We start from the raw sequence: 13,119 nt of genomic DNA on the forward strand, positions 1-13,119 counted from the left end.
TCAAATGGGGCGGATACTCTCTTCATCCAGATCCGCATCGAAGAATCGACGCAGGGTCTGGATGTTGTTATCCGCAACTATCGACTCGCGCGCCTGCGCAAGTTTCTCTTCATAAATCGCCTGACGCCACTCCAGCGGCGTTCGCACCGCCGGATTATCATCTTCTACGATGGTCAGTTCAACCGCTGATCCCGCAAGCGCACTCAGCGCTTCCGCCAGCTTTTGCTGCGCACCGCTGGAATTCAGGTGCCGCTGACTGGAACGTAAATGCAGACAGACCGCATTACCATTTTCTTCTTTCCAGGCATTGAGCGCGACCTGCTCAACCAGTTTTGGCAGTGAAAGCTGACTCACCTGCGCCGCCCACGGGTCGCGTTCAATCGCTTCCGCCGCCAGCTTGGCTGCAAGTTCCGGCGTTTTCTCATGCTCCAGCGCTTTCTTCAGCGCCTTCGGCGTCGCCACCACCTCTTTCACTTCAACAACGGGCGTCGTCGCCTTCCAGCGATAAGCTTCTTTCTTCGCTGGCGTTTGTTCGAGTGCAGACGGCGCAGGACGAGCCTGCACACGTTCTGATACCGAAGCCAGTCTTTCCAGCGCAGCGTTATTCACCGGCCGCGCGCGGGGTGCGGCTGCCGGTTCACTCTTTTTTGCTTTGGTTGCTCCCTGCGCACGTTGCAGCTGGTTGCGCGCCGCCAGTACCTGACTGGTGGATTCCGGCAGGGGCACTGCCGGGGTTTGCTGCGCGGGTGCTGACTGCTGTGGCACCTGCGTCGGCGTCATCACCGCCGTTGGCGCAACAGGGGCAAACGATTGTCGCGGAACCTCGGGTTCCGCAAGCGGCATACGCGGGTGAAACGCCAGCGCCCGCAATAAGGTCATTTCAACGCCCATGCGCCTGTCCGGCGCGTACGGCAGTTCTTTACGGCCAATCAGCAGCGTCTGGTAATAAAGCTGGACGTCCGCAGGCGGCACGGTGCGCGCCAGTTCACGCATGCGCACTTCAATCGCCGCCATGTCGCTGCCCAGCGCAGCAGGAGAGAGCTGAACCAGCGCGATACGATGCAGCAGGCCAAGCATTTCGACCAGCAGCGCTTCCCACTCAATACCTCGCGCAGCGGCCTCGTTGACCAGCGTCATCACCCTCTCGCCGTCGGCGGCTATCACCGCTTCAACCAGCGACAGAGCCTGATCGTCATCCAGTGTGCCGAGCATCGCACTCACCGCCTGGGTGGAAACCTGACCATCACCGCTGGCAATCGCCTGATCCGTCAGACTCAGCGCATCACGCAGGCTGCCATCCGCCGCACGGGAAAGCAGTTGCAGCGCGCGCGGCTCGTGGGCGATCTGCTCTTCGTTAAGAATGTGCTCAAGCTGATGGCGGATCTGATCAACATCCAGCGCCTTGAGATGGAATTGCAGACAGCGGGACAAAATGGTCACCGGCAGCTTCTGCGGATCGGTCGTCGCCAGCAGGAATTTGACGTGTGAGGGAGGCTCCTCAAGCGTTTTGAGCAGTGCGTTAAAACTGTGGCGAGACAGCATGTGCACTTCGTCGATCAGATAGACTTTGAATCGGCCGCGCGCTGGTGCGTACTGGACGTTATCCAGCAGATCCCGGGTATCTTCAACTTTGGTGCGCGAAGCGGCATCGATCTCAATCAAATCGACAAACCGCCCCTGCTCGATTTCACGGCAGTTATCACACACGCCGCACGGCGTGGCGGTAATGCCGGTTTCGCAATTCAGCCCCTTTGCCAGCAGACGGGCAATAGAGGTTTTACCGACACCCCGGGTACCGGAAAAAAGATATGCGTGGTGAATACGCCCTAACGACAAGCCGTTCGCCAGTGCGGTTAGCACATGTTCCTGGCCGACGACGTCAGCAAAGGTTTGTGGGCGCCATTTTCGGGCTAAAACCTGATAACTCATTGGCTGGCTCTGAAACGCTGGAAGGTGGATTCATAGGGGGGAATGCTAACACAACCTCGCCCATTCAGCGAGGTCATGTCTCTTGCTATTGCTTCAGACGTGGACAGCCTGAATCAGTGTCCCGGGAAGGGAACCAGGCTATAGCAGTTGATGCCCTGTTGCGCCAGGCGCTGTTCGCCACCGAGGTCAAACAGATTGATGATGAACGCCGCGTCGGTCACTTCGCCACCCAGGCGACGGATCAGTTTCACGGTCGCTTCAATCGTGCCGCCGGTCGCCAGCAGATCGTCAACCACCAACACTTTGTCACCCGCCTGGATCGCATCAACGTGGATTTCCAGCTGATCGGTGCCGTATTCCAGTTCGTAGCTTTCAGCGATCGTTTCACGCGGCAGTTTGCGCGGTTTACGCACTGGCACAAAGCCAACGCCCAGACCCAACGCTACCGGCGCGCCAAACAGAAAGCCGCGTGCTTCGGTACCGACAACTTTGGTAATGCCTGCATTTTTGTAACGCTCAACCAGCAATTCGATGCTGAGCGCGTAAGCTTTCGGATCTTCCAGTAAGCTGGTGACATCACGGAAAAGAATGCCCGGTTTCGGGTAGTCCTGAATGCTTTTAATGCTATTTTTGAGAAACTCAAGCTGCTGTGCAGTCGCGGTCATAAGTTTGTGCCTGATTAATACGGTGTTACTTCACGGCGCACTATACACCTCATCCTTCAAGCTGCCTCTTTGTTGGCTGCCTTCATTCATCCCAGTCACTTACTGATGTAAGCTCAGAGATTCATTCAGTTGCCGCCTCGATGTACCTTGAATGACAGTGTGTATATAGAATAGAAGGTCAACATTAATTTGACCCGGCGCGCCTGTGCTCGAAAACGGTCGAATTTACTGGCTACCGCCCGCAATTGCAACCGCGATTATTGCGCTTCAGTGCTTTTGTTGCTTTTCGTCAATCACCGGTATTCGCCACATAAATATCAGCAGACAGACCAGGATCACCAGCAGCAGGATCCGCACCCACCACATCGGCGTCAGCCACAGCGATATGGCGAAGGTAATGAGGATCATCACGATCGCGCGGGGCTTAACGCCAGCCGGCATGGCCTTATATTTCTGCCAGAATCGCAAATAGCTGCCAAACCACGAGCGGTAGAGTAACCAGTCATGGAAACGCGGCGATGAGCGGGCAAAACACCAGGCTGCCAGTAAGATAAACGGTGTCGTCGGCAATACAGGCAACACGACGCCCAGTGTCCCCAATACAACCGCCAGCCAACCCGTGATGATTAAAAGGATTCGTTGCATAATAAAGGCATATCGCAAACCAGAACGCTACTTTAGCATAACAGTTATCATTTTCATCGGAGTGTTAAATTGAAAACCGCCATGCTGCTGCAAAAGCTGGACGATCAGCTCGCTCTCCTGCGCCAACGCTGCGCGCCGATGGCGCAGCATGCCACACTCAGCGCCCGCTTCGATCGTCATCTTTTTCAGACCCGCAGCACCCTTATTCAGGCCTGCCTCGAAGAAGCAGAAGGCCATCTTCAGGCGTTGCGTCAGGCGGTTGAGCAGCAGCAACTACCGCAGGTTGCCTGGCTTGCGGAGCATCTGGCGTCGCAACTGGAAGCTATCTCCCGCGAAACCGCCAGTTGGTCACTCCGGGAGTGGGACAGCGCCTCGCCGGGCCTGGCACGCTGGCAGCGCAGGCGCATCCAGCATCAGGAATTTGAACGACGTTTGCAGGAAATGACCGCGCAACGCAAGGCGAGACTGGCTCAGGCCACCCGCCTGGACGAGCAACAAACGCTGCAACGCGAAGTGGAAATCTATGAAGGTCGTCTGGCGCGCTGTCGTAAGGCGCTCGACAATATTGAACGTGTTCTGGCGCGTTTAACCCGCTAATCCCTGGAGACGCTATGTCACTTGAAAACGCCCCGGACGAGGTCAAACTGGCCGTCGATTTGATTGTCCTGCTGGAAGAAAACCAGGTCGCCCCCGCCACGGTGCTGAAAGCGCTGGAAATCATAAAGCAGGATTATGAAAGGAAAATAGAACAGCTCACTTCAGCACAGAAGTGAGCTGCCTTTTGACGACGTGAGGGGTTAGCCCACCGCAGGCGTCGGATCGTCGCCTTTGATCTCGCGTTTAACTTCCGTCACCTCATCGCCCTTCTCATTGCGCAGATGCACTTCAAGCTGGTTAAAGGCAATATCAATGTTGTTTTCACGGCACAGGCGATCGATAGACCGGTTCAGTTCATCAACCGTATGGCTACGATCGCGCAGTTCGCGCACGTACAGACGCAGCTCGTGATCCAGAGTACTGGCGCCGAAGGTGGTGAAGAAGACCGCCGGCTCGGGATCGTGCATCACTTTCGGATGCTCCAGCGCGGCCTGAAGCAGGACTTTCTTCACTTTATCCAGATCTGAACCGTAAGCCACGCCGAGGCGGATCACCAGACGGGTGGTGGTATCAGACAGCGACCAGTTGATCAGGCGCTCGGTGACAAACGCCTTGTTCGGGATGATCACCTCTTTGCGATCGAAATCGGTAATGGTGGTCGCACGGATACGGATCTTGCTGACGGTACCAGAGAACGTGCCGATCGTTACCGTATCGCCAATCCGCACCGGACGTTCGAACAAAATGATCAGACCCGAGACAAAGTTACCGAAGATCTCCTGCAAGCCGAAACCGAGACCGACCGATAAGGCCGCCGCCAGCCACTGCAGTTTATCCCACGACACGCCGAGCGAACCGAAGACCGTCATCGCCCCTACGGCAATGATGATGTAGTTAAGAATTGTGGTGATGGCGTACGACGCCCCCTGACGCATTTTCAGACGCGACAGCACCAGCACTTCCAGCAGACCCGGCAAGTTGCGGATCAATGCCCAGGCCACCATCGAGGCGATAATGGCAAACAGCAGGCTGCCCATCGTCACGCTTTTCACTACCGCAGCACCCGCTTCGGTGCCGTTGTAGTGCCAGAGCGTGATGCTGTCGAGATAGCTGAACACGGTGATCAGATCGGACCAAATTGCCCAGAACATTACCGCGAACAGTGAAACCATCAGCAGCATCGTGATACGCAGCGTTTGCTGGTTCACCTGCTCCAGCGCGATGGTTGGCTCTTCCTGCGGCTCCGCCCCTTCGGCCCCTTCCTTCACCAGATTCTGACGACGCGCCAGCGCACGACGCCAGGCAATACGCCGCGCCGCGACGCTTAACCCGCGCAGCACCGTCTGGTAGAGCAGGTTCCAGATGATGACCAGATAAACGGTCTCAATCCAGCGGCCCGACAGTCGCAGCGTGGTGTAGAAGTAACCGGTTGCCGTCAGCACCATCAGCGCAATCGGGATGATTGACAGGATAGTGATCGTCACCAGGCGCAGACCATGCGACTCTTTATCCCGCCAGCTTTCGCGGCACATCGGCCACACCAGAAACGCAATCAGCAGCAGGTTGAGGAAAATCATCGCCTGCCCCAGCACATCGTCCATCAGATGCAGTGGAGAAAGTTCAGCCACCACGGACCAGAAGTGCAACGGCAGCAGCGCCAGGCTGATGCGCACAATCTGGCGACGCCAGTGGCTGGTCAGTTGCGCTGGCATACCGAAATGGCGAATCGCCACCCCGTCTTTTTCGAGCACTTTCCAGCACAGGCCGAAGACCAGCCAGAAGATTGCCAGCTTTTTACTGAATGCCCACAGCAGATCGCTGATGTTCAGTTGCATGGTCAGCAAAATCAGGCCGGCGGCCAGGATCAGCAGGCACACCGGCAGCGCGCGGATCAGGTCGATCAGAATCGCTTTCGGCGTGTTCAACTGGCTGTCATTGCGCAAAGACCCCACTGCAGCAGCGAGTTTCTGTTGATACGCTTTCAGCCACTTCAGACGCCAGCGAATCAGCCCGGCAATCAGCAGTAGCGGCAGCCCGGCCAGGAAGGCGATAAACACCGCCGGCCACGCTTTTTCCCAGTTCACCGTAATTTTCATCGACTTGAACTGATCTTTCAGCGACTGCGGGAAGGCTTTGATCCAGTCCCAGTCCATTGGCCGGTTACTGTTCACCCAGAAGATTTGCTGGGTCAGGATCTCTTTCAGGCTTTTCGAGACGCTCATTAACTGCTGCTGATTTATTTGCAGGTTAATGGCCATCATGAGCTGATTACCCAACTGCTTGTTGAGTTGATCCAGCAGTTCGCGGCGCATATCGACAACCTGCAACAGCGCGTCGTGGACTTCGTCATTCACTTCATTACTGTGGCCTTCTTCCAGCTTGGCCACGAATGCATCGTTCTGGAACAGCGCGTCACGCTGTTGGTTGACTTCGAACTGCTCCAGACGCAGGTCCGCAATGCGGTTGGTCATATCTGAGAGTTCATCTGCCGACGGCAGAGTTTGCTGCTGTTGATAGAGAATACGCGACAGCAGCAGGCTGCCTTTCAGCACCGCGATTTGTTCTTTGATGTTGCGTTCGGATTGCAGCGCACGGTCCAGCCAGTTTTTGACCTTGATGTTCTGCTGCATCAGCGAATTGCCATTTTCCGTCGCAGTGATCAGGCGCTGGCTGAGCTGATGGTTGATTTCCAGTTCCTGTTTCACCAGCGGATTGGCCTGGATCCGCGCGGTTTCATCCGGCGAAATGGCCTCCTGCGCCGTCTTTTCCGTTAAGGTCAGACGTTTGTTATTCACCGCCTCCTGCAGTAACTGCAATTGATGCTCAAGCCGGTTGCTGTTTGCGGTGACGTAATCGCGCTGCTTTTGCAGGGTGTCCTGCAACACCGTATTGCCTTCCAGGCTTTTACGTTGTTGATCGATTTGGGCATTCAGTAGCGTCTGCTGCGCCTGTAAAAGCACCTGCTGAGTGGGCCGCAACGCCGCTTCGCCCACATTGGTGCCATCCAGTCGGTTACGGATCTGCTGAAGTTGTTGAGAGGCCGTGTACATCGCATTTTGTACACGCTCGGGCTGCGTTTGCAGAGATACCAACTGGCTGTTATAGGTGGCGAGATCGTTTTGCGCGTTCTGTAAATCATCCAGTACCTGCGCCACGCGCAGTTCTAACTGGCGTAATGAAAGCGTACTGAGCGTCTTACGCGTTTCATCATCATTATCCACATCGCTGAGCGCATTCAGGGCTTCTGTCGCCTGACGCATTTTTTCCGGCGCCTGTGCCACGCGCTGACGTAGCTGAGTCGTCTCGTCTTTCACCCGCTCGATTTTTTCCAGCGTTGCGATGGTCTCGAGAAGATCTTGCTGAACCAGTTTATCCTGCGCGGAAAGGTCTTTCTGCTTATTGAGCGTATCCAGTTGGCTTTGAACGTCCGCCTTCGACGGCAAATCGCTGTTTGACGACGCGCGGGCAAGCGCCAAAGACTGGCAGGACAGCATCAAGATGAAAACAGCCACCGTGATGAAAACAAGGTGCTGTACACGTTTATAGAGCTGCAACATAGTCATGTGAATGAAGGTTTCTGAACCGAAAAGACGACCGAAGATAGTCAACGCGCAAGAATATCACGGCTCTGTCAGACAGAATAGCGGCAGAGAAACCGTCCAGGATAATTCCTGGAGTCGCATCAGGCCGTAGCGTCAGGCCCTGCCGACCGCAGTGTGGGACAAAATGTTAACATTTCCAGTAACACGGCAACGTAATCCCGCGCTTCTTTTTTGAGATCAAAAGATTGCGGGGCGAAGAGCCAGTTTTCCATCAGGCCTGAAACCGTGGCGCGCATCATCACCGCCGCCCGGCGCGTAAGCAAATTTTCAGGCAACATTTTTGAATTAATACAATGCGTTAATGTTTGTTCGATACGATCATAGCTTTCGAGACAGATGTTTCTTTGCGCTTGCTGAACTATAGTCATTTCTCCCACAAATTCACATTTGTGGAATATAATCTCCATCAATAAACGTCGCCGTTCTTCTGTCACGGTAGATTCAAGGAGATGAACGAGTATTTCTCTTAACACTGATAGTGGATCGTCGGGGAATTTTGCCTGATACTCAGTCTCAAGCTCACCAATACTGGATTCTGATAGTTCCCAGATTTCACTAAATAAATCCGACTTGTTTTTGAAATGCCAATAGATTGCACCGCGAGTGACGCCAGCGGCTTTTGCAATCTACGCCAGCGAGGTGGAAGATACCCCTTGCTGTGAGAACAACCGTAGCGCTACATCCAGGATGTGTTGTCGTGTTTCCTGCGCTTGTTGTTTGGTTTTTCGTGCCATATGTCGGTGAATTTACAGGTGTTAGATTTACATACATTTATGGATGTATGTACCATAGCACGACGATAATATAAACGCAGCAATGGGTTTGTGGACTTTTGACCATTGATCAATTTGAAATCGGACACTCGAGGTTTACATATGAACAAAAACAGAGGGTTTACGCCTCTGGCGGTCGTTCTGATGCTCTCAGGCAGCTTAGCGCTTACAGGATGTGACGACAAACAGGCCCAACAAGGGGGCCAGCAGATGCCAGAAGTTGGGGTTGTGACGCTCAAAACCGAACCTCTACAGATCACAACTGAACTCCCAGGTCGCACCAGTGCTTTCCGTATTGCGGAAGTTCGCCCTCAGGTGAGCGGTATTATCCTGAAGCGTAATTTCGAGGAAGGTAGTGATATCGAAGCAGGAGTGTCTCTCTATCAGATTGATCCTGCGACTTATCAAGCCACTTATGAAAGCGCGAAAGGCGACCTTGCGAAAGCGCAGGCCGCTGCCAACATCGCTCAGGTAACGGTTAACCGTTATAAAAAGCTGCTGGGAACGCAGTACATCAGTCAACAAGATTACGATCAGGCGCTGGCCGATGCGCAACAGGCGAATGCCTCCGTGGTTGCCGCGAAAGCCGCGGTCGAAACGGCGCGCATTAACCTGGCATACACCAAAGTGACCTCTCCGATTAGCGGCCGTATTGGTAAATCTGCCGTGACGGAAGGCGCATTGGTGCAGAACGGTCAGGCGACAGCGCTGGCAACCGTGCAACAGCTCGATCCTATCTATGTTGACGTGACGCAGTCGAGCAACGACTTCTTGCGCCTGAAACAAGAACTGGCTAACGGAACGCTGAAACAGGAAAACGGCAAGGCGAAAGTCGAGCTGGTGACCAGTGACGGTATCAAATTCCCACAGACCGGTACGCTTGAATTTTCAGACGTAACCGTCGACCAGACCACCGGTTCTATCACCATCCGCGCCGTCTTCCCTAACCCGGATCACACCTTACTGCCGGGGATGTTTGTCCGCGCGCGTCTGGAAGAAGGGACCAACCCTACTGCGTTACTGGTACCGCAACAAGGCGTAACCCGTACGCCACGTGGTGATGCGACTGCGCTGGTTGTGGGTGCTGATGACAAAGTGGAAACCCGTCAAATCGTTGCCAGTCAGGCGATTGGCGATAAATGGGTGGTCACTGACGGACTTAAATCTGGCGATCGCGTCATTATCTCTGGTTTGCAAAAAGTTCGCCCTGGCGTGCAGGTAAAAGCGCAGGAAGTAACATCTGACAATCAACAACAAGCCGCGAACGGTGGCAAGTCAGAGCAAACAAAGTCTTAACTTAAACAGGAGCCGTTAAGACATGGCTAAGTTTTTTATCGATCGCCCTATCTTTGCATGGGTTATCGCCATCATCATCATGCTGGCAGGGGGTCTCGCGATCCTCAAATTGCCGGTGGCGCAGTATCCGACGATTGCGCCACCTGCAATCACGATCTCTGCGAGCTATCCTGGTGCTGATGCGAAAACGGTTCAAGATACCGTGACGCAGGTTATCGAACAAAATATGAACGGTATCGATAACCTGCTCTATATGTCCTCAACCAGTGACTCTTCAGGTACCGTTCAGATTACGATTACCTTTGACTCCGGTACGGATGCGGATATCGCCCAGGTTCAGGTGCAGAACAAGCTGCAGTTGGCAATGCCGTTACTTCCGCAAGAAGTACAGCAACAGGGCGTGAGCGTTAAGAAATCCTCCAGTAGCTTCCTGATGGTTATGGGGATGATCAGTACTGACGGCTCAATGACGCAGGAAGATATCGCTGACTATGTCGGTGCAACCGTAAAAGATCCTGTCAGCCGTACCAGCGGCGTGGGTGACGTCCAGTTGTTCGGTGCCCAATATGCTATGCGCATTTGGATGGATCCGACCGAGCTAAACAAATACCAGTTAACGCCAGTAGACGTTATTGCGGCAATCAAAGCGCAAAACGCCCAGGTTGCAGCCGGTCAGCTCGGTGGTACGCCACCGGTAAAAGGTCAGCAACTTAACGCCTCCATTATTGCTCAGACACGTCTGACCTCGACCGAAGAGTTCGGCAAAATCTTGCTGAAAGTGAATCAGGATGGTTCTCGGGTTCGCCTGAGTGATGTCGCGCGTATTGAACTTGGTGGCGAGAGTTATGATGTCATCGCGAAATACAATGGGCAGCCAGCATCCGGTTTGGGGATCAAACTGGCAACAGGTGCAAACGCGCTGGATACGGCAAACGCAGTCCGCGCGACAATCGCGAAACTGGAACCTTTCTTCCCGCACGGTCTGAAAGTCGTTTACCCTTACGATACAACACCTTTCGTTAAAATCTCGATTAACGAAGTAGTGAAGACGCTGGTTGAAGCTATCGTACTGGTATTTATTGTTATGTACCTGTTCCTGCAAAACTTCCGCGCAACGCTGATTCCGACAATCGCCGTTCCGGTCGTTCTGTTAGGCACATTTGCAATACTCGCGGCATTTGGTTTCTCAATAAATACGTTGACCATGTTTGGTATGGTTCTCGCCATAGGTCTGTTGGTGGATGACGCCATCGTGGTGGTCGAGAACGTCGAGCGTGTCATGTCCGAAGAGGGGCTACCACCGAAGGAAGCCACGCGAAAATCGATGGGCCAGATTCAGGGCGCACTGGTCGGTATCGCGATGGTATTGTCAGCGGTATTTATTCCAATGGCCTTCTTTGGTGGTTCAACCGGGGCCATTTATCGCCAATTCTCTATTACCATCGTTTCGGCAATGGTGCTTTCTGTTCTGGTGGCGATGATCCTGACGCCCGCGCTTTGTGCCACCATGCTTAAGCCGGTTGCCAAAGGCGATCATGGAGAAGGCAAAAAAGGCTTCTTCGGCTGGTTTAACCGCATGTTCGATAAGAGCACGCACCACTACACCGACAGCGTAGGCAACATCCTGCGCAGTACGGGTCGTTACTTGCTGCTGTATCTGATCATCGTGGTCGGCATGGCGTTTCTGTTCGTCCGTCTGCCAAGTTCCTTCCTGCCGGATGAAGACCAGGGGGTATTCCTGACCATGGCGCAGCTTCCGGCTGGCGCAACGCAGGAACGTACGCAAAAAGTCCTTGATGAAGTAACGGACTATTATCTGAAGGACGAAAAAGCCAACGTTAATTCTGTGTTTACCGTAAACGGCTTTGGATTCTCAGGTCGTGGTCAAAACACCGGTCGTGCTTTTATTTCTCTCAAAAATTGGGAAGATCGTCCTGGTGAAGAAAACAAAGTGCCCGCCATTGCAGGACGTGCAAGTGCGCACTTTGCCTCCATTAAAGATGCAATGGTGTTTGCCTTTAACTTGCCAGCAATTGTGGAACTGGGGACCGCTACCGGTTTTGACTTCCAGTTAATTGACCAGGCTAACCTGGGGCATGACAAACTCACGCAGGCACGTAACCAGTTGTTTGGCGAGATTGCAAAGCATCCCGATCTGTTAGTCGGTGTTCGCCCTAACGGTCTGGAAGATACCCCGCAGTTTAAGATTGATATCGACCAGGAAAAAGCACAGGCTCTGGGCGTTTCCATTAGCGATATTAATACCACGCTGGGTGCCGCATGGGGCGGAAGCTACGTGAATGACTTTATCGACCGTGGTCGTGTGAAGAAAGTTTACGTGATGTCCGAAGCGAAATACCGCATGCTGCCAGACGATATTGGTAACTGGTATGTGCGCGGCAGTGATGGTCAGATGGTGCCGTTCTCCGCATTTTCATCATCTCGTTGGGAGTACGGTTCACCGCGTCTGGAACGCTATAACGGTCTGCCGTCGATGGAGATCTTAGGTCAGGCGGCGCCGGGTAAGAGTACCGGTGAAGCGATGGCAATGATGGAAGAGTTGGCCAGTAAGCTGCCATCCGGCATCGGCTATGACTGGACGGGGATGTCCTATCAGGAACGCCTGTCCGGTAACCAGGCCCCTGCCCTGTATGCCATCTCGCTGATCGTCGTCTTCCTGTGTCTGGCGGCGCTGTATGAGAGCTGGTCAATCCCGTTCTCGGTTATGCTGGTGGTTCCGCTTGGGGTTATTGGTGCCCTGTTGGCGGCCACTTTCCGCGGACTGACCAACGACGTTTACTTCCAGGTGGGCCTGCTCACAACCATTGGGTTATCGGCGAAGAACGCGATATTGATCGTCGAATTCGCCAAAGATCTGATGGATAAAGAGGGCAAAGGCCTGGTAGAGGCAACACTGGAAGCGGTACGTATGCGTTTACGTCCGATCCTGATGACCTCTCTGGCGTTCATTCTGGGCGTTATGCCGTTGGTTATCAGCTCTGGTGCCGGTTCCGGCGCACAGAACGCCGTAGGTACAGGCGTAATGGGCGGGATGGTCACCGCGACGGTTCTGGCTATCTTCTTCGTTCCGGTCTTCTTTGTGGTGGTGCGCCGCCGCTTCAGCCGGAAAAGTGAAGATATTGAGCACAGCCATTCCGTAGAACATCACTGATACTCACCAGATAAAAGGCCGCGCAAGCGGCCTTTTTTTCGAATGAAATCAGCACAAGGCCTTATTGATACTTTGTTGACTTTTGGTTGCGGGTAATAAAGGTTATAATACACAAGAAGATGAAGGCTATTTCTGGCCATTTGGCTTAGGGCTTATTCCCGGCTTAATAACTCATTATTAAGACAATTCCTGGGGATAAGTCTGTATCTGGTTTCGCGCCTGGGCGAACAAGGTGGATGGAAAGAGAAGATAATCTGATGAATTGCAAAATAATCGCGTAATTATCTCATTCCTGAATGGGCTGGCGACATGCTATAATGGGAAAAATGCACAAACCTTCACATTCTCTCGTATTACGTTAATTGTAATTTTTCGTAATATAACGATGAAATCTTTTTTAGAGTAGATTATAGTTAAATCATCAGGCGTCGAAGGCAAGT

At 53.5% G+C, this 13,119-nt stretch carries 8 protein-coding genes, 1 pseudogene and 1 other annotated feature; of the genes and pseudogenes, 4 read left to right on the forward strand and 5 right to left on the reverse strand.

All coding sequences use genetic code 11. The features are described from left to right. From GBC03_23545 to GBC03_23555, 3 genes are all read right to left on the reverse strand, one after another. Complete coding sequence (locus tag GBC03_23545; GenBank protein ID QFS72961.1) at positions 1 to 1,929, reverse strand: DNA polymerase III subunit gamma/tau; 1,929 nt, start codon at positions 1,927 to 1,929, stop codon at positions 1 to 3. Further along, positions 604 to 668: a sequence feature (DnaX frameshifting element), on the reverse strand. Its footprint overlaps the gene before it by 65 nt. A 113-nt stretch (positions 1,930 to 2,042) precedes the next feature. Further along, positions 2,043 to 2,594: an adenine phosphoribosyltransferase gene (locus tag GBC03_23550; protein ID QFS72962.1), complete on the reverse strand. Its 552-nt coding sequence runs from the start codon at positions 2,592 to 2,594 to the stop codon at positions 2,043 to 2,045. Between the two features lie 267 nt (positions 2,595 to 2,861). After that, a complete protein-coding gene (locus GBC03_23555) occupies positions 2,862 to 3,239 on the reverse strand; it encodes a DUF454 family protein (GenBank protein ID QFS72963.1) in 378 nt (125 codons plus the stop codon). 81 nt (positions 3,240 to 3,320) lie between these two features. Here GBC03_23555 and priC point away from each other — a divergent pair, with 81 nt between their 5' ends. Then, complete coding sequence (gene priC / locus GBC03_23560) at positions 3,321 to 3,836, forward strand: primosomal replication protein N'' (protein QFS74112.1); 516 nt, start codon at positions 3,321 to 3,323, stop codon at positions 3,834 to 3,836. 14 nt (positions 3,837 to 3,850) lie between these two features. Continuing rightward, entirely contained in the window at positions 3,851 to 4,012 is a 162-nt protein-coding gene (locus GBC03_23565; protein ID QFS72964.1) for a DUF2496 domain-containing protein, read from the forward strand. A 24-nt stretch (positions 4,013 to 4,036) separates the two neighbouring features. Here GBC03_23565 and mscK read toward each other — a convergent pair whose 3' ends face one another. Further along, complete coding sequence (mscK, locus tag GBC03_23570) at positions 4,037 to 7,399, reverse strand: mechanosensitive channel MscK (GenBank protein QFS72965.1); 3,363 nt, start codon at positions 7,397 to 7,399, stop codon at positions 4,037 to 4,039. A 119-nt stretch (positions 7,400 to 7,518) separates the two neighbouring features. Further along, positions 7,519 to 8,172: pseudogene (gene acrR, locus GBC03_23575) on the reverse strand (multidrug efflux transporter transcriptional repressor AcrR). A 141-nt stretch (positions 8,173 to 8,313) separates the two neighbouring features. On the opposite strand from acrR, the gene acrA reads away from it, so the two are divergent. Continuing rightward, entirely contained in the window at positions 8,314 to 9,507 is a 1,194-nt protein-coding gene (acrA, locus tag GBC03_23580) for a multidrug efflux RND transporter periplasmic adaptor subunit AcrA (GenBank protein ID QFS72966.1), read from the forward strand. Between the two features lie 22 nt (positions 9,508 to 9,529). Next, positions 9,530 to 12,679, forward strand: coding sequence for an efflux RND transporter permease subunit (locus tag GBC03_23585; GenBank protein ID QFS72967.1), 3,150 nt, complete (start codon positions 9,530 to 9,532; stop codon positions 12,677 to 12,679). The last annotated feature ends 440 nt before the right edge of the window (positions 12,680 to 13,119 follow it).

Source organism: Citrobacter telavivensis (genome assembly GCA_009363175.1).
Taxonomy (GTDB): Bacteria; Pseudomonadota; Gammaproteobacteria; order Enterobacterales; family Enterobacteriaceae; genus Citrobacter_A; species Citrobacter_A telavivensis.